At 47.2% G+C, this 17548-nt stretch carries 16 protein-coding genes, 1 tRNA gene and 1 pseudogene; 13 read left to right on the plus strand and 5 right to left on the minus strand.

All coding sequences use genetic code 11. The features are described 5' to 3' along the window. Positions 1–1423 precede the first annotated feature (1423 nt). Positions 1424–2305: pseudogene (locus DTO96_RS13145) on the minus strand (ESPR domain-containing protein); the annotation flags it as partial. 585 nt (positions 2306–2890) lie between these two features. Continuing rightward, complete coding sequence (locus DTO96_RS08805; RefSeq protein WP_114563155.1) at positions 2891–3688, minus strand: glycosyltransferase family 2 protein; 798 nt, start codon at positions 3686–3688, stop codon at positions 2891–2893. Between the two features lie 71 nt (positions 3689–3759). On the opposite strand from DTO96_RS08805, the gene DTO96_RS08810 reads away from it, so the two are divergent. After that, a tRNA-Arg gene (locus DTO96_RS08810) sits at positions 3760–3835 on the plus strand. Positions 3836–3852: 17 nt separating this feature from the next. On the opposite strand, the gene DTO96_RS08815 is transcribed toward DTO96_RS08810, so the two are convergent. Together DTO96_RS08815 and DTO96_RS08820 are read right to left on the minus strand one after the other, a co-directional pair. After that, a complete protein-coding gene (locus tag DTO96_RS08815) occupies positions 3853–5085 on the minus strand; it encodes an MFS transporter (RefSeq protein WP_225972472.1) in 1233 nt (410 codons plus the stop codon). A gap of 155 nt (positions 5086–5240) precedes the next feature. Continuing rightward, positions 5241–5579, minus strand: coding sequence for a P-II family nitrogen regulator (locus DTO96_RS08820; protein WP_114563156.1), 339 nt, complete (start codon positions 5577–5579; stop codon positions 5241–5243). Positions 5580–5940: 361 nt separating this feature from the next. On the opposite strand from DTO96_RS08820, the gene DTO96_RS08825 reads away from it, so the two are divergent. From DTO96_RS08825 to cobA, 10 genes are all read left to right on the plus strand, one after another. Further along, positions 5941–6729, plus strand: coding sequence for a sulfite exporter TauE/SafE family protein (locus DTO96_RS08825; RefSeq protein WP_114563157.1), 789 nt, complete (start codon positions 5941–5943; stop codon positions 6727–6729). Positions 6730–6789: 60 nt separating this feature from the next. Further along, a complete protein-coding gene (locus DTO96_RS08830) occupies positions 6790–8451 on the plus strand; it encodes a nitrite/sulfite reductase (RefSeq protein ID WP_114563158.1) in 1662 nt (553 codons plus the stop codon). Between the two features lie 84 nt (positions 8452–8535). Beyond that, entirely contained in the window at positions 8536–9042 is a 507-nt protein-coding gene (locus DTO96_RS08835; protein ID WP_114563159.1) for a DUF934 domain-containing protein, read from the plus strand. Between the two features lie 10 nt (positions 9043–9052). Continuing rightward, positions 9053–9763, plus strand: a complete 711-nt coding sequence (locus DTO96_RS08840) for a phosphoadenylyl-sulfate reductase (protein ID WP_114563160.1) — start codon at positions 9053–9055, stop codon at positions 9761–9763. Positions 9764–9787: 24 nt separating this feature from the next. Continuing rightward, a complete protein-coding gene (gene cysD / locus DTO96_RS08845) occupies positions 9788–10732 on the plus strand; it encodes a sulfate adenylyltransferase subunit CysD (protein ID WP_114563161.1) in 945 nt (314 codons plus the stop codon). A gap of 91 nt (positions 10733–10823) precedes the next feature. After that, complete coding sequence (locus DTO96_RS08850) at positions 10824–11675, plus strand: ABC transporter six-transmembrane domain-containing protein (RefSeq protein ID WP_114563162.1); 852 nt, start codon at positions 10824–10826, stop codon at positions 11673–11675. A 212-nt stretch (positions 11676–11887) separates the two neighbouring features. Beyond that, a complete protein-coding gene (locus DTO96_RS08855; protein WP_225972473.1) occupies positions 11888–13174 on the plus strand; it encodes a sulfate adenylyltransferase subunit 1 in 1287 nt (428 codons plus the stop codon). A gap of 198 nt (positions 13175–13372) precedes the next feature. Then, positions 13373–13876, plus strand: a complete 504-nt coding sequence (locus tag DTO96_RS08860; protein WP_114563164.1) for a GyrI-like domain-containing protein — start codon at positions 13373–13375, stop codon at positions 13874–13876. After that, positions 13873–14178, plus strand: coding sequence for a cupin domain-containing protein (locus tag DTO96_RS08865; RefSeq protein WP_114563165.1), 306 nt, complete (start codon positions 13873–13875; stop codon positions 14176–14178). The genes DTO96_RS08860 and DTO96_RS08865 overlap by 4 nt, the downstream gene beginning before the upstream one ends. 16 nt (positions 14179–14194) lie before the next feature. Beyond that, positions 14195–14920: a uroporphyrinogen-III C-methyltransferase gene (cobA, locus tag DTO96_RS08870; RefSeq protein ID WP_157964388.1), complete on the plus strand. Its 726-nt coding sequence runs from the start codon at positions 14195–14197 to the stop codon at positions 14918–14920. A gap of 188 nt (positions 14921–15108) precedes the next feature. On the opposite strand, the gene DTO96_RS08875 is transcribed toward cobA, so the two are convergent. After that, on the minus strand, positions 15109–15501 hold the full coding sequence (locus DTO96_RS08875) for a sirohydrochlorin chelatase (RefSeq protein WP_114563167.1): 393 nt from the start codon (positions 15499–15501) through the stop codon (positions 15109–15111). Between the two features lie 416 nt (positions 15502–15917). Between DTO96_RS08875 and fdxA the strand changes: the two genes are divergently transcribed. Together fdxA and nadA are read left to right on the plus strand one after the other, a co-directional pair. Beyond that, entirely contained in the window at positions 15918–16250 is a 333-nt protein-coding gene (fdxA, locus tag DTO96_RS08880; RefSeq protein WP_114563168.1) for a ferredoxin FdxA, read from the plus strand. Between the two features lie 125 nt (positions 16251–16375). Next, entirely contained in the window at positions 16376–17509 is a 1134-nt protein-coding gene (gene nadA / locus DTO96_RS08885) for a quinolinate synthase NadA (RefSeq protein ID WP_114563169.1), read from the plus strand. Positions 17510–17548: the final 39 nt, after the last annotated feature.

Here is a 17548-nt window from a genome sequence, read left to right on the forward strand (position 1 = left end):
TCAATGTTGACAAAGAAGCCACTGCACTGTTTGTCGTACTCAATCCCGTTGAAGTCGATGTTGACAAAGAGGCCACAGAGCTATTTGTTGTGCTAAAGCCAGTCGAAGTTAAAGTGGACAACGATGCCACCGCACTGCGAGTTGTGCTAAAACCTGTTGATGTTAAAGTCGACAACGATGCAATCGCACTGCCAGATGAACTAAACGATGTAGAAATCGATGCAATCGCGCTGCCCAAAGTACTCAAACCCGTTGAAGTTGAAGTGGACAACGATGAAATGGCACTGCTTGTTGTACTGAAACCTGTTGATGTTGACGTTGACAGCGAGGCCACCGTGCTGTCGACGGTGCTAAACCCTGTTGAAGTCGAGGTTGACAACGAGCTAATCGCACTGTTTGTTGTACTGAAACCAGTCGATGTCGACGTTGACAGAGAAGCCACCGTACTGTCGACGGTGCTGAAACCTGTTGAAGTCGAGGTTGACAACGAGCTAATCGCGCTGTTTGCTGCACTGAAACCTGTTGAGGTTGTGCTTGACAAAGAGGCGATCGAGCTATTGGCTGTGCTCAACACCGTCGAAGCAGTGGTTGAAACCGTCGTCGACAAAGAAGCCACGGCTGAATCAAGCGTACTAAAGCCTGTTGATGTTGAGGTGGACAATGAAACGATGCTGCTTCCTGTGATCGTTGACAATGAAGCAATTGCACTGTTCACCGTACTTAAACCTTTTTGCACAACGGTCGACAAAGAGGCAACACTGCTGCCAGTGGCTGTCGATAATGAAGCTACGCTGCTGTTAACCGTACTGAAGCCCGCCGAAGTTGTCGTTGACAATGAGGCAATCGAGCTATTGGCCGTGCTCAACACCGTCGAAGCGGTGGTTGAAACCGTCGTTGACAAAGAGGCAATACTGCTACCAGTGACTGTCGATAATGAAGCCACGCTGCTGTTGACCGTGCTGAAGCCCGTCGAAGTTGTGGTTGACAATGAAGAAATCGAGCTATTGGCTGTGCTCAACACCGTTGAAGCCGTCGTTGACACCATCGTCGACAAAGAAGCAATGCTGCTGCCAGTGGTCGTCGATAACGAAGCCACACTGCTGTTGACAGTGCTGAAGCCCGCCGAAGTTGTCGTTGACAATGAGGCAATCGAACTATTGGCTGTGCTCAAACCTGTTGAAGTCGATGTCGACAATGAAGCGACGCTGCTTCCTGTGACAGTGGACAACGAAGCAATCGCACTTTTTACCGTATTAAAACCTTTTTGCACAGTCGTCGACAAGGAAGCCACGCTGCTACCCGTGACCGTAGACAATGAAGCAATTGAACTACCAACTGTTGTTGACAAAGAAGCCACCGCGCTGTTGGCTGTGCTGAATCCAGTTGAGGTTGATGTGGACAAAGACACAAGCTGCGAATCGACTGCGACTAATTGGCTGACATTCACGGCATCGGTTAAAGCGGCGCCTGCTGCCACATTCACGATGCGCCTTTGGGCAGAAGAAGACCCAACGGAGACTTGGGCTTGGTTAGTGCCTTCGCCCGCAATCACACTTGCACCAAATTTAGACACACCAAACGCTTGGGTCGCTGTGGTTGACGCAGCATCGGTAATAGAACCAGCCCCAAGCGCAACACCATAATCCGATGTTGCACGCGCATACAAACCCAAAGCCGTCCCCATCAAACCTGATGCAGTGGCCATAGAACCAATCGCCGCAGCACCATCTGTTGAAGCCAAAGCGCCGCTGCCGTAGGCCACAGATGCATTGCCCGAAGCCCGCGTACTTGAGTACACACTGGGCACAGTCGCAATACCACCAACATTTGCGCCCCAAATTGGAGTCACATCATCGCCACCAATGGCAACAGCACCATAACCAGTCGCCGTGACATTGGCACCCACCACCACACCTTGATCTGCAGCGGTGCTGTACGCACCTAAAACCACAGCATTCTCTCCTGAAGCGACCGAAGACCAACCGAGTGCGATTGCTGATTCAGCAGAAGCCATTGCCCCGCCCAGCGCAATCGTCTGAGCTGCAGAAGCGGTTGAATGCCCCCCAATGGCAATACCACCATTTTGAGTGGCCGAATCAGACAACGCACTTCCTGTGCCCGGTGTAACAAAAGGGCTGCCAATAAGAACTTGCGCCTGAACAAAACCAACAAAAGACAACACAGCCACCACAGGCACAGCAGAAACAGCCAGCTGGCTTTTTTTACCATTGGCTTTCGTATTCTCAGCCACGGCAACCCATGTATTCGTCTCTTTATTAAACACACTACGGAATGACTTATTCATAAAGCACCTCAAATTCTAATATTGACAATCAGTTTGTTGAATTAAAGACAAAGAAAATAAATTTAGATAAAGTTTAAGCATTTAATTCACAGTTGGCAAATTCTAACTTATTTCTTCGAGTAAGAATACTTAGAAAAAAACAAAATTTATAAAAAAACATTTTTTCTTGAGAAAACATCTTCTTTACAACAATACACCATGCAAATAAATCCAAAGAAATATACACAAACCGCATAAAAACAAAAAAAACCAAATGATCTAAACGTATATAAAGTATAAATACCCACTCAAAAAATATGTCTTTAGAATAAATTTAATTTTAATTTTCAACAGATTCAATTAGATAAAAAACAAAGTTCAAGCATTTACTAGAATTGCCACCTCATGTTTTCGTGGTGCTTGTTTTTTAAGCATGTAAATTTTACCAACAAAAAAGCCCGCTTAAAAAAAGCAGGCTTTTTTGGTTTAAAACAAAATGAAGCGATCCATTAAAGGCAGTTAACACTTTAAATGTAACTACTACTAAGTAAATTACATGACATAAAAAGTCAATTTTACACAGAAATTATACCTTGAGTTTTGGCTTTAATTGTTTTTCCAAATGGGGACAAACCCTTTTTCTGTACTGCTAATATTTCGCCCCAACGATGCAATATTTTCATTGATTTTATTGACATCTTTCATGCTGCGGTGCCAAACCTCATCTTTATCATCTACAAAAGCGGGATCATCAATTTGCTTCACACAACGCTCAAAATACAATTGACTGTGAGAGTTCGCATGAAAATGTACTTTGATACATCGCGGTTCTTGCTCAAGCACTCCAATTTGAAAGTTTTGACTCAGACCCAGCATAAGGACACCATCTTCCCCACCATGCTGGCGATAAATGGAAGATTGTGGGAACAAACCCAAAGCAAATAACACCTCCCGGCGAATCACTAGATTACCCGCAAAGGTATTCCCCAATGTACGACAGGCCTCTTCATAGGACTCATGTTGCCTGTATTTGTCGGGGCAATCCACAAACTCACACGGCAATTTAACAGCAGACAACTGGCTGTGCTCGATTAAAGCCGCATAGCCCACACTCATCCCACCCGCAAGGTATTCATCATCTGCATCCAAAAAAGACACAATTGGGCATGTGCCATGCAAAACCCCAAAATTGCGGGCTGCCGCAGGCCCTGAATTGACAGGCATGCGAAGTGCTTTCACTTTGGTATTGCTTGCACTTAAACGTACTGCCAATTCGTGGCTACCATCAATGGAGCCATCATCGACCACAATGATTTCATTAACCTCAGGCTGAATCAAGCAAGAATTAATCGCCCTTTCCAGGGTCTCTACGGCATTAAAGCATGGGATAATCGTCGAGATCATGTGCCCTCCAAGTGCGTGATGCTGACAAGCGAATAGACAAAAAAGCCACCAGGCCTTACAATGTCGGCTTCGCCGCCGTAGCTCAGGGGATAGAGCATCTCCCTCCTAAGGAGAGGGTCACACGTTCGATTCGTGTCGGCGGCACCAGTTCAATTGATTTCTATTTACTCAGAAATTTTTGGCGTTGGGATTTTGACAGCAAAGCTGGCCACAGCAGCAATCAGTGCCAGTACAGCATCAGCCCACCACATCCACGCGTAACTGTGCGTGTATTCAACAGCCACCCCGCCCAAATAGGCCCCAAGAAATGCACCCACTTGATGTGACAACATGGTCATACCAAACAGCGTGGCCAGATTTCGAGAACCAAATAAACGCCCCACCATACCAGCTGTCGGCGGCACTGTAGCCAACCACGACATACCTAAAACTGCAGCAAAAACATACCACGTCCATTCTGTTTTAGGCGAAAACACATAAAGAGCAATAGCAACAGCCCGCAGCAAATACAACCAGCCCAACACACGGGGCATTGAGCGTGTCTGACACAAGCCACCGACCACCAAACTACCAATGATGTTGAATAAACCAATCACCGCCAGCGCGGTACCTGCAACTTTTGCTGGCAAACCACACACCGAAACTTCACCAGGCAAGTGCGTGACTAAAAAAGCAATATGAAAGCCACAAGTGAAAAAACCAAGGTGCAACAGTTTATAATTGGGTGAACACCATGCGTGGCCAAAACCAACACGTTCATTACTTTCAGCCGCGCCCGCAACCCCATGACCTGTTTTCTGTCCTGAAATCCAACCCAGCAAAGGCATGGCTGATAAGGCAATGACTCCTAAGCTCACGGCTGCGGTCACCCAGCCAAAAGCACCGATTAGAAATGTGGTCAAAGGGGCAAACACAAATTGTCCCATGGAACTGCCGGCATTGATCAAGCCCGAAGCAAACCCACGTTTTTCAATAGGCACTCGCTGAGCCGCCACACCAAATAGCAGTGAAAAACTGGCAAAGCCAGCGCCAACAGCGGCGAAAATACCAAAAGTTGCCACCACACCCACTTGACCAATCGCGGGCACCCAAGGCATCGCCAACATGCCCATGGCCAAGCAAATCAATCCCAAAGCCACCACCATGCGGGTTCCCCAACGTTCCGCCAACAAACCACCCACAGGTTGCGCAGCCCCCCACATGAATTGACCAATGGCCATGGCCAAACTGATTGTACTGATGGATAAACCTGTACTGACCACCAAAGGGGCGACAAATAAACCAGATGTTTGGCGAATGCCCATGGTCACCATCAAAATAATGCAACAAGCGATGATCAGGGGCATGTAGGCTTTTGATTCTTTTGAATCAAGGGAAAGAAGGGAATGGGCTTGCATGATGACTTTCAAAAAAACAGCCGCTGATAGTAAGCGGCTGTTTTTTTATTATACTGGATTTATGATGAATTTATGGCTGAAAATCACCGATAAACACGGGTTGTCTAGTGCCCATGTGCGGCCTCGCTCAATCACCAAAGCTTACGAGCCCAGCATCAAACGGCATCATTCCCCGTTTCGCCAGTGCGAATGCGAATGACCTCTTCAACATTTTTAATAAAAATTTTGCCATCGCCTATTTTTCCAGTAAATGCAGCTTTTATGATGGCATCAACAGCGGGATTGAGTAATTCATCACCGATGACCAACTCAATTTTAACTTTTGGCAAGAAATCAACCACATATTCAGCACCACGGTAAAGCTCAGTGTGGCCTTTTTGGCGACCAAAGCCCTTAACCTCTGTCACGGTCAAGCCCATCACCCCAACCTCTGCAAGTGCCTCTCGCACTTCATCAAGCTTAAAGGGTTTAATAATTGCACTGATTTCTTTCATGTGATGCCTCTTTACGGATAATATGGACAGGTTTCGGGCGCTCAAAACGCCATTGGAAAACATAACAGCTGCTGAAGGTGATTGTGCCATAAATTTCATACCGTTTAAAGAAAAATCACGGGCTGTTATGTTGCAAAGAATGGATTATCCGCACCACTTAGGTGCAATTGCATTCATTTGGTGAAAAAAATCGCCCATCGACAGCCTGCAATCGCCTTATGCACCTTTCCTGCGCCAATCACACATTGCATATTCAAATTTAGAATATAAAATTTAAAATTAGTATTTTACGAATATATGCCTAAGTCGTATAATGCGACCTCTTTTGTTTTTTCTGATGTGCATTTTTTAAAGACTTTTCATGATTTTTGATCCGTTATACATTGCCTTGGGATTTTTAGTGGGCGTTATCGTTGGCTTGACGGGGGTCGGTGGCGGCTCTCTGATGACCCCCTTGTTAATTTTTGCATTTGGCATCAAACCCTCACTGGCCATTGGCACCGACTTACTGTTTGCCGCCATCACAAAAAGTGTTGGTATTGCCAAGCACCAAAAGCATGGCAACATTGACTGGCGCATTACAGGCTTATTGGCCATGGGCAGCTTGCCCACCGCATGCTTAACATTGTGGTGGTTGCGCAGCGTCAGCTTTGACTCTAGCGAAATCGAACAATATATGAAAAGAACGCTGGGCTACATGCTTTTCTTAACAGCCATTGCGATTTTTTTAACTCAAGTCTTAAGAAAAAAGCGTTTTGAACATCCAGCTGAAATCAAAGCAGATGATTCTGTCAAAAAACGCGAAATATTGACCGTACTTTTAGGTGCAGTGCTTGGATTTTTGGTCACATTCAGCTCCGTCGGCGCAGGTGCGGTCGGCATGGTCGCCTTATACTCTCTGTATAATAAAAGCAGCGCGGTTCGTTTGGTCGGCAGTGACATCGCCCATGCGGTTCCTTTAACTTTAATTGCGGGACTGGGACATGCCAGCTTGGGATCCGTTGACTTTAAACTGTTGCTGGTGCTGTTGGTTGGTTCTATTCCAGGCATCTGGATCGGCAGCCACCTCTCCACCAAAGTATCTGATCGGGTTTTACGCATTTTATTGGCGGTCATTTTGACAGTGTCTGGCTACAAACTCATCTCGTAACTCAGACTCACTTAACACCACACTTTTGCTTTCACATCATTACAATTTTGAGAATACACCATGTATAAATACACTCAACTCGACCAAGCCTTAGTCCAAGAACGCGTCGATCAGTACCGCGACCAATTGACACGCAATTTATCTGGCGAGCTGTCAGACGAAGATTTTCGCCCACTGCGCCTGCAAAATGGCCTGTACATCCAACGTCACGCACCCATGTTGCGTGTTGCCATTCCATATGGTTTGCTGTCATCAGTGCAGTTGCATGCTTTAGCGGAAATAGCGGAAAAATATGACCGTGGTTATGCCCACTTCTCAACCCGCCAAAACATCCAATACAACTGGCCCACCCTTGAGTCTTCAGCCGATATTTTGCAAGACTTGGCGAAAGTCGAAATGCATGCCATCCAAACCTCAGGCAACTGCATCCGCAACATCACCTCCGACCAGTTCGCAGGTGTGGCGGCCGACGAGATCCTTGATCCACGTCCTTATTGCGAAATTTTGCGTCAATGGAGCACTTTCCATCCGGAGTTCGCCCACTTGCCACGTAAATTTAAAATCGCAGTCAGCGCCTCAAAAGAAGACCGCGCTGCGACATCATTTCACGACATCGGTTTATTTATCGTGAAAAACGATGCGGGTGAAATTGGTCTGCGCGTACTCGTGGGTGGTGGATTGGGTCGCACACCGATTGTCGGCTCAGTGATTCGCGAATTCCTGCCTTGGCAACACATGATGAGCTATTGTGAAGCCGTTTTGCGCGTATACAACCGTCACGGCCGCCGCGACAACATGTACAAAGCCCGCATCAAAATTTTGGTCAAAGCCTTGGGCGCAGAAGAGTTTGCCCGCCAAGTGGAAGCTGAATTCAAATACAGCGAAAATGGCCCATCGACGCTCACCGAAGCTGAAATGAACCGCGTTCGCAGTCACTTCACGGATCGCACGTACCCCACTCGCCCAGCAATCGAATTTGACACCAGCGACAAAGCATTCACCCGCTGGCGCGAACGCAATGTCAAAGCACATAAAGTGGAAGGCTACAATGCCGTTGTGTTGTCATTGAAACCCAACAATGTGGCGCCAGGCGATGCCACAACTGAGCAATTGCACTTCGTTGCCGACCTCGCTGAGCAATATAGTTTCGGAGAGATTCGTGTTTCTCATGAACAAAACTTGATTCTCGCCGATGTGGCACAAGAAGATTTGAAAGCCGTATGGGAAGCATTGAAAACTCAAGGTTTGGCTACACCCAACATTGGCTTATTGACCGACATCATTGCCTGCCCAGGCGGTGACTTCTGCGCATTGGCAAACGCCAAATCGATTCCAATCGCCAATGCCATTCAAAACAAATTTGACGACCTCGACTATTTATATGACTTGGGCGACATTCAGCTGAACATTTCAGGTTGCATGAACTCATGCGGTCACCATCACGTCGGTCACATTGGCATTTTGGGCGTGGACAAAGACGGCGACGAATGGTACCAAATTTCATTGGGTGGCTCAGATGGTTCAACCTTAGGTGGCTACAAACCTGCGGTTGCAAAAATCATCGGCCCATCATTCAGTGCGGCTCAAGTACCTGATGTGATTGAAAAAATCATCAACACATACGTCGCTCAACGCACGCCAGGTGAACACTTGATCGAAACGGTGCAACGCATCGGCATTATCCCTTTCAAAGAAGCGGTGTACCCACCCAAAGTGCATTAAAATATAAAACGTTGGATTCAACCATAAGCGTTGAATCCAAGTTGAACCGAACACAGAATTAACTTTAAAAATAGACCGAACACCATGTCAAATCCATTCATTCTGAATCAACAGCTTGCCACCGACGATTGGTCATTGCTGCGCCCAGCAGAAGGCGAAGATGCCGCCCTTTTAAACGTTCCAACAGGCCAAGTCATCGTCCCTTTCGCCACATGGCAAGCCCAAACTGAACTGCACAGCCGCACGGATGTTGGCGTTTGGTTGGACAACACCACAGAGCCCGAAAACATCGCCATTGACTGGACCGCTTTCCCAGTCATTGCTTTGAGTTTTCCAAAATTTACAGACGGCCGCAGCTACTCGATCGCCTACGTGTTACGCAACCGATTGGGCTACAAAAACCAACTGCGTGCAATTGGCGACGTTTTGGTCGATCAAGTGTTCGCCATGACACGCCTTGGCTTTGACGCACTCTCATTGCGCGACGATCAAAAAATTGAATCAGCCCTGCATGCTTTGAAAACGTTCCGCACACCGTACCAAGGCTCAACGGATGACACCCGCCCATTTTTTGTGCGCGAATCCGTATAAGAGGCATCCAATGAGCACCTTAAACGACAAAATTGCAACAACACAACGCACGTTGGCACGCATCGCACAGGACTTTCAACCCGCTGCATTTGCCTCCTCACTGGCCTTAGAAGACATGGTCATCACCGACCTGATTGCCAAAGCGCAACTGCCAATTGAAATTTTCACTTTACAAACAGGCATGCTGCACGCTGAAACAACCCACATGGTCAATGTCATTCAGTCCCACTATGGCTTAACGGTCAGCGAATTCACGCCTGAAGCACAAGATGTGGAAGACTACATTGCAGCACACGGTAAATTTGCATTTTACGAATCCGTTGATTTGCGCAAAGCCTGCTGCCACATCCGTAAGGTCAAACCATTGCAACGCGCCCTCGCAGGCAAGAAAGCATGGCTCACAGGGCAACGCAGTGAGCAATCAATCACGCGAACCGATTTGCAAACACAAGAATTCGATACAGGCAATGGCTTGGAGAAATTCAACCCCATCGCCGACTGGACTTTTGAAGAAGTCAAACAATACATCGCAGACAACGCCGTGCCATACAACCCCTTGCACGACAAAGGCTACCCATCGATTGGCTGTGAACCGTGCACGCGCGCGATTAAGCCCGGTGAAGACATCCGCGCAGGTCGCTGGTGGTGGGAAAATCAAGACTCTAAGGAATGTGGTCTACACGTTTCTGAAGCCCCAGTCACCTTACTGAAACAAATTTAACTTAATTTAGATAGATCACACACCATGACGCAACAATCGATCCAACACTTCAATGAACAATTCAACAGCGCTCACCTCGACTGGCTTGAATCAGAATCCATCCACATCTTGCGTGAATTGGCAGCAGAATGCGAACGCCCTGCATTATTGTTTTCAGGTGGTAAAGACTCGCTCGTCGTCCTCCACCTCGCGCTCAAAGCTTTTCGCCCAAATAAATTACCATTCCCATTGGTGCACATCGACACAGGCCACAACTTCCCTGAAGTCATCGCGTTCCGCGACTACATTGTCGATAAAATTGGCGAAAAACTCATCGTTGGCAGTGTCGAGGATTCAATGAAAAAAGGCACCGTGCGATTGCGCAACCCAGACACCGACAGCCGCAACGCCGCACAAGCCGTCACATTGCTTGAAACCATCGAAGCACACCAATTCGACGCCTGCATCGGCGGCGCACGTCGCGATGAAGAAAAAGCCCGCGCCAAAGAGCGCATTTTCTCCTTCCGCGACGACTTCGGTCAATGGGATCCAAAAGCACAACGCCCAGAACTCTGGAGCCTGTACAACACCCGCGTCCACAAAGGCGAAAACATGCGCGTCTTCCCTATTTCCAACTGGACCGAGATGGACATTTGGCAATACATTTCACGCGAAAACATCGAATTACCGAGCATCTACTTCGCCCACGACCGCGAAGTGTATGAACGCAACGGCTTGATCGTGTCCAACATGCCCATCACGCCGCCACAAACAGATGAAGAGCGCCAAAGTATGAAAATCGAACGCGTGCGCTTCCGCACCGTCGGCGACATGACCTGCACCAGCCCTGTGACTTCAGATGCGGACAACGTCGATAAAATTTTGGAAGAAACCGCTGAAACCACCGTCACAGAACGTGGCGCAACGCGTCTGGACGATCAAACCAGTGAAGCGTCAATGGAAAAACGGAAAAAAGAGGGTTATTTTTAATTGAACAAGTGTAGGGTGTAATAAGCCTCAAGCGCAATGCGCAAAAATCGCTTATTGCGCCCTACTCGCTCAAAATAAAAAGTGCAAAACTATGTGGCAAGCATTAAAAACAATTGGCCATGCAAACCAAAGAAAATTACTCATCGCATTTTCTTTGGTGGGCTTGGAAAATCTATTATTACTAACTTACCCCATGTTGGGCGGGTTTGCAGTAAATGCCGTCATGAAAGGCAATGCGTGGCAGGCCGCCACTTATGCATTTTTTGTATTTGCTATTTGGCTGGTAGGTTCAGCTCGACGCAGCGTGGATACTCGTATATTTGCACGAATTTATAGTGAAATGATTGTCCCAATAATTGTAAAGCAACGAGCGCAAGGGCAAACGCCATCTACGATTTCAGCTCGAGTAACATTATCACGCGAATTTGTGGATTTTTTTGAGATGCACCTACCAACAGCCGTTACATCTATTTTTTCTGTTATCGGTGCAAGTTTGATGTTGTTATTTTTAGAGTTTTGGTCAGGCGTGCTTAGCGCGATCATTCTACTGTTTTTTGCTTTACTATTACCAAGCTTCGCACGTATCAGTAGCAGATTATATTTAGCTCTAAATAATCGTTTGGAGCGGGATTTGGATGTAATCAGCCAATCATCAGAAAATAGGCTGCATAAGCATTACAAATTAGTGGCGCACTTGCGAGTCTTGATTTCTAATCGTGAGGCTTTTGGCTTCCTCATGAATGGTATCACGGTGAGTATATTGTTTGGCTTCACTTTTGTGTGGATGGCAATTAACGGTTATGGTAGCGCAGGACACATTTACTCAGTCACGACGTATCTATGGATGTTTGCAATGAGTTTGGATGACATGCCACATTTGGTAGAAAACTATTCCAATCTAAAAGATATTGCAGAAAGAGTTGAGATTGGCGATGACAAATAACTCGCAATTCGTTTAAATAAAGGCGTATTCGCACTGCCTAATCCACCTAAGTATTGGGCAAAAATTAATTTTAAAATTGAACACATGCACTCAAATTTTGTCGTTCCCGCACAGCTGAGGAATGATTGCTCCACAACAATGTGCCAAGCGCGGTTCTAGTGCGCATGCCCTACCAGCATTGGCTAATGATATTATTTAATAAGGAACCCAACATGACCACCACCCACAACCAAGGATTATTGCGCTTCATCACCGCAGGTTCGGTCGATGACGGTAAATCGACTCTCATCGGGCGTTTGCTGTATGACAGCAAAAGCATTTTTGTTGACCAACTCAGTGCCGTCAGCAAATCCAAACACAACCGCTCGTATGACAACAGCGTGGATTTGTCGTTATTGACCGATGGTTTAGAAGCTGAGCGTGAGCAAGGTATCACCATTGACGTGGCGTATCGCTACTTCGCCACACCGCGCCGCAAATACATCATCGCCGACACACCTGGTCATGAGCAATACACGCGCAACATGGTCACGGGCGCATCAACCGCACACGCAGCGATTATTTTGGTCGATGCGGGTAAAATTGATTTTTCGACTGAAGGTCAAGTTGAATTGTTGACTCAAACCAAACGCCACTCGGCTTTGGTCGCTTTGCTGGGCGTGAAACACGTCATCGTTGCGGTCAACAAAATGGATTTAATCGATTACGACCAAACCAAATACAACCGTATTATTGAAAGTTATGCCTCACTTGCAAAACGTGTGGGCTTGGAGCACTTCATCTCCATTCCTTTATCCGCCCTTAAAGGGGACAACGTGGTGCATGCCTCTGAGGAATTGTCATGGTTTGATGGCGCACCTTTGCTTGAATTGCTCGATACCCTCGAAGTGCCCGATGAATCAAGTCAACCGATGCGCTTCCCCGTGCAACAAGTGGTTCGCCACGATGGCAATAAAATCGATGATTTCCGCGGTTATGCCGGTCGCATCGAATCAGGCACCGTACGTGTCGGTGATGTGGTGACGGTTCAACCTCAAAACCGTGAAACGACCATCACAGGCATTCACACCTTTGATGGCGAGCGCCAAGATGCCTACGCGGGCTTATCAGCCACTCTGAGCATCGCCGACAACATCGACATTTCTCGCGGTGACTGGATCAACATCGCAGCTCAACCCGCGGAAGTCAGCAAAACACGTGCAGCCGACATCTGCTGGTTCTCTGAAGAAACGCTGAACCTGTCACGCAAATATTTAATCAAACATGGCACGCGCACCATCGCCGCACGGATCAATGCGATTGAATACAAACTCGACATTCACGCGCTCGAAGAACACAGCGCCAGCTCCTCGCTCGACATGAATGAGATCGCACGCGTGGGCTTGCAACTGCAACACGCCCTGCCGACCGATGCGTATAAAAATGTGAAAGCAGGCGGCGCATTCATCGTCATCGACGAAGCGACCAATCAGACATTGGCGGCAGGGATGTTTGCATAAGTTTTATCGTGAGTGGGTTGGGCGTTTTTCGCGTAACCCCACTGAACTATTTTAATTCAATTGATGTTGCCTGATGTTTTCAGACCCTTGTCAACATTGGATGCTCTTTTAAGCTCGAAACCTCCTATATGAATCACGGGTCACAGCAAAAATGCCGAACCCGCTCTACGACAACCGACAACCCGACACACTTTAGCCATGCCAAAACAACTCCAACATTTCGATGCTTTCACCGTCAGCGGTTTAAGCATTCGCACTCAAAACAGCGATGAGTCCAACCCCAAAACTGCAAAAATCGGCGCACTCTGGCGTGATTTTTTCGGCCGTGATTTAATGAACAGCATCTCAAATCGCGAACCGAACACCCCCATTTACGGCGTGTACAGCGGTTATGACTCCGACCAAAATGGCTTGTTTGATGTCAATGCAGGTGTGCGTGTCAGTGATCTGCTGGACAATGATGAAACCGATGTTGAAGTCGGCGCAACCACCAATGAGTTCACCAACATAGACATCGAAGCGGGAGAATACATGGCATTCCCCACCACAGGCGACATGCCACAGCGCATCATCGACGGCTGGGGCATGGTCTGGGCACATTTTGAAGGGGAAACCACATACAAACGCCGCTTCACGACTGATTTTGAGCAATACGTTGACAACGACAATGTGGTGATTTACATCGCTGTTGAGAAAAAATGAGCGTCATCAATTTAAGCCAAACCGCCAGCACATTGCCACAAGCTTGGTCTTCAGTGACTTTAGCCAACATCGGCAATACGAATTTTAAAATCTTGCGCATGGATGAGCAAGAATATGCAGCTGAATCTCACTCGCATGCCGAAATTCTCTTGGTTGTTGATGGACAATTGAATTTAGCGATTGACAATCAATCGGTGGTTGTGCGAACGGGCGAAGCCTATATGGTACCCGCCAACACACCGCACTCGGTGGCACATGGCAGTTTTGGCACTTTGCTTATTTTTGACTCAGTTGAACCATAACACTGAAAACTACATTTTGAACACACACACCATCACCTTCGTCGGCGCAGGACCAGGAGCAGCAGACCTCATCACGCTACGCGGTTTAAAAGCATTACAAAAGGCGCAAGTGGTTTTATTCGATGCTTTAATTGATCAAGACTTACTGGCGCATTGCGCCCATGATGCCATTTTGATTGACGTGGGCAAGCGCTGCGCTTCTGGAAAATCGCGTCCACAGCAAGAAACCAATCAGTTGCTGATTGAGTATGGTTTAAAATTCACTCACGTCGTGCGCCTAAAAGGTGGTGATCCATCTATTTTTGGACGGCTGGATGAGGAAATCACAGCGGTCAAATCGGTTGGTTTGTCCTTTGAAGTTGTGCCCGGCATCACGACCGCATTGGCTGCCGCTGCTGCCGCACAAACACCGTTGACCCGCCGTGGGGTGTCCCGCAGCTTAAGGTTGATGACCGCCAGTATTGGCCAAAACCAGCCGCTCAACAACTGGGATGCTCACTTAGAGCCTTCAGAAACCATGGTCTTTTATATGGCTGGACGCCATCTAAAACACATTGGTTTGGCATTATTGGATAAAGGAATCACACCAGAAACACCCGCACTGATTATGCATGGTGTGAGCTGGCCGAGTCAAAGCGAGCAACGCACAACCGTTCAAGCACTGACTCAAATGGATGTCGTTTTAAGTGACGGCCCCTGCGTGTTGCTGGTGGGTTTGGCGCTCGCAGAAAATGAGCCATGAACAAAGCGCTTGCAATGCAAACAGGCTTTGCTCTTTCAGCTTAAGTGATAATTGAATGGCGATAATGAAATGTGAGCCTACACGGGTGCAACTGGCTTTTATTGTTTTTGGATTTGTTTGGGATGTCATGTTGCTTTCCAGCTCACCTTGATCTGACACAAAAAGCAAAGCTGGGCGTTATTTTGAAATCAACCCAACAACGACCCCGCATAGTCAGCCATGGCCTCCAGGACAACAGGACTTTGTCCAACGGCAGGAGCGACCGTTAATTGAACATGCGGATGCGCATCTGTGAAACTTTGAATCAAGGCATCCAAGTCTCGTGCCACGTGGTTGCCAACGCCAAAAAAGAGCGGCACAATGTTGATAGAAACAATGCCTTGACCAGCCAATGTGTTAAGGGACTCAGTCAGTGTGGGTGTCATGAATTCAAGAAAAGCGAGTTCTACTTGAACATTGGGATGTCGCTCTGAAACTTTTTGAGCAATTACATCAAAGGGCATGCGCCATGTATTTTGGCGAGAGCCGTGGGCAAAAAGTACCATTGCGTGCGGATGGGTAGAGTGTGTTGTACAGTTCATGAAGCCATTCTAAAAGGTTTAAATGATGGGCAAAGTTCGACGGTTAAAGTGTTGTCCTATTGTAGCGATTTTTAAGTCATGCTGCAGCGTTGTAAAAACGCCAATCATGCGCAATATAAGGGGTTGGTCGATATGATCCGAACAAATCGTCACAAAATACGTTAAAATACTCGCTTTGTATTTTTTAGTATGATGTCTAAAAGTAAGGCGGAACAGCCACCACGATTCGATCACCCACATTAATCGAATCAATATTTTGTTTTATCGTTGAACTCCTAAATCATCCGAGGCGTTGGCTTGTGAATTCACCTGATTTCACCTCAAAATTCTGTGCGAATTTCGCTCACAATCTTTAATTTTAAACAATCGCAAACTAAAGGTTTACTTTGCGATTAACTGTAAAAGGAACACACACCATGACTCACGTCGTACTCGAAGCTTGCATTCAATGCCGTTACACCGATTGCGTGGACGTTTGCCCTGTGGACTGTTTTAAAAAAGGCCCAAACTTCTTGGTCATCGATCCAGATGAGTGCATTGATTGTGCTGTGTGCATCCCCGAGTGCCCAGTTGAAGCCATCGTACCAGAAGAAGACGTCCCTGCAGATCAACAACACATGATTGCCCTCAATGCTGAACTGACTAAATTGTGGCCAACCATCTCCCGCATGGAAGATGCGATGCCTGAAGCCGATGAATGGGCGAAGAAAACCAATAAATTGCAATATCTGATTAAAGACCCATCATAATTCATCGCCCATGTGCTATGTAAATACCGACTTTGAGTCGGTATTTTTACAGTCAACACCCAAATGCATTGCTCAAGTTAATACAGTACAATAACGCACACCATCTTTTTATAAAGTAACACCCCATGAACGCACCACACCGCATTGCCGTCGAATACGAAAAACCGTCCTCATTCAATGTATGCAGCACCGAACAGGTGTGGGCATCTGTACCAGAAGAACCCAATGCCATAGAGCGTGAAGAATTGATTGCCAAAATCAAAGCGCAATTGATTGAAAAAAATGCGGTGCTCGTTGCCCATTACTACGTTCATCCTGACTTACAAGACCTTGCCGAGGCCACAGGCGGTTTGGTGTCGGATTCTCTTGAAATGGCTCGTTTTGGGCGTGACCATTCAGCGCAGACTTTGGTCGTTGCGGGTGTTCGTTTTATGGGCGAATCCGCCAAAATCTTAAGCCCTGAAAAACGGGTGCTTGTGCCTGAAATGGACGCCAATTGTTCTCTCGATTTGGGTTGCCCAGCAGAAGAATTTTCAAAATTTTGTGATGAGCATCCAGACCGCACGGTGGTTGTGTATGCGAACACCAGTGCAGCCGTTAAAGCGCGTGCCGATTGGATGGTGACATCCAGTATTGCGTTGAAAATTGTTGCCCACTTAAAAGCACAAGGGAAAAAAATCCTTTGGGCGCCTGATCGCCACCTTGGAAACTACATTCAACGTGAAACAGGTGCCGACATGGTCATGTGGCAAGGGGCATGCATTGTGCATGATGAGTTTAAGACCATTGAACTTGAAGCCCTGAAGAAACAGCACCCTTTGGCAAAGGTCTTGGTTCACCCAGAATCACCCGCAGCTGTGGTTGCCCTTGCCGATGCGGTGGGTTCCACTTCAGCCATTTTAAAAGCTGCTCGTGATTTCGATGCCCCTGAATTCATCGTGGCGACAGACAATGGCATGATGCATAAACTGCGTCAGCAAAACCCTCATAAAACATTCATCGAAGCCCCAACCGCAGGCAACTCCGCCACATGTAAAAGCTGCGCACATTGCCCATGGATGGCCATGAATGGTCTGCGCAATGTGTTGGAGGTCTTAGAAAAAGTCGGCACAGGCCACAATGAGATTCATATTGATGAAGCCATCCGTGCTCGAGCCAAGCTGCCGATTGATCGCATGCTTGATTTTGCCCAACAAGCTGGCGTCACCCAACCATCCAGCATTGACAGTCAAGTCAACAAAGGCATTGGCCCTGCATAAGTCTGACTTCATTTCACTTTGAGTAAAAAAACGGGCATT

Origin of the sequence: Ephemeroptericola cinctiostellae, assembly GCF_003339525.1 — a bacterium.
In the GTDB taxonomy this organism is placed as follows: Bacteria; Pseudomonadota; Gammaproteobacteria; order Burkholderiales; family Burkholderiaceae; genus Hydromonas; species Hydromonas cinctiostellae.

What these genes read in the sequence shown, in the direction of transcription:
- DTO96_RS08825 (WP_114563157.1), top strand. Translation starts at nt 5,941, where the DNA reads ATGATTTTTGATCCGTTATACATTGCCTTGGGATTTTTAGTGGGCGTT.
- DTO96_RS08830 (WP_114563158.1), top strand. Translation starts at nt 6,790, where the DNA reads ATGTATAAATACACTCAACTCGACCAAGCCTTAGTCCAAGAACGCGTC.
- DTO96_RS08865 (WP_114563165.1), top strand. Translation starts at nt 13,873, where the DNA reads ATGAGCGTCATCAATTTAAGCCAAACCGCCAGCACATTGCCACAAGCT.
- DTO96_RS08815 (WP_225972472.1), bottom strand. Translation starts at nt 5,085, where the DNA reads ATGCAAGCCCATTCCCTTCTTTCCCTTGATTCAAAAGAATCAAAAGCC.
- DTO96_RS08835 (WP_114563159.1), top strand. Translation starts at nt 8,536, where the DNA reads ATGTCAAATCCATTCATTCTGAATCAACAGCTTGCCACCGACGATTGG.
- nadA (WP_114563169.1), top strand. Translation starts at nt 16,376, where the DNA reads ATGAACGCACCACACCGCATTGCCGTCGAATACGAAAAACCGTCCTCA.
- DTO96_RS08875 (WP_114563167.1), bottom strand. Translation starts at nt 15,501, where the DNA reads ATGAACTGTACAACACACTCTACCCATCCGCACGCAATGGTACTTTTT.
- DTO96_RS08855 (WP_225972473.1), top strand. Translation starts at nt 11,888, where the DNA reads ATGACCACCACCCACAACCAAGGATTATTGCGCTTCATCACCGCAGGT.
- cysD (WP_114563161.1), top strand. Translation starts at nt 9,788, where the DNA reads ATGACGCAACAATCGATCCAACACTTCAATGAACAATTCAACAGCGCT.
- DTO96_RS08860 (WP_114563164.1), top strand. Translation starts at nt 13,373, where the DNA reads ATGCCAAAACAACTCCAACATTTCGATGCTTTCACCGTCAGCGGTTTA.
- fdxA (WP_114563168.1), top strand. Translation starts at nt 15,918, where the DNA reads ATGACTCACGTCGTACTCGAAGCTTGCATTCAATGCCGTTACACCGAT.
- DTO96_RS08850 (WP_114563162.1), top strand. Translation starts at nt 10,824, where the DNA reads ATGTGGCAAGCATTAAAAACAATTGGCCATGCAAACCAAAGAAAATTA.
- DTO96_RS08805 (WP_114563155.1), bottom strand. Translation starts at nt 3,688, where the DNA reads ATGATCTCGACGATTATCCCATGCTTTAATGCCGTAGAGACCCTGGAA.
- DTO96_RS08840 (WP_114563160.1), top strand. Translation starts at nt 9,053, where the DNA reads ATGAGCACCTTAAACGACAAAATTGCAACAACACAACGCACGTTGGCA.
- DTO96_RS08820 (WP_114563156.1), bottom strand. Translation starts at nt 5,579, where the DNA reads ATGAAAGAAATCAGTGCAATTATTAAACCCTTTAAGCTTGATGAAGTG.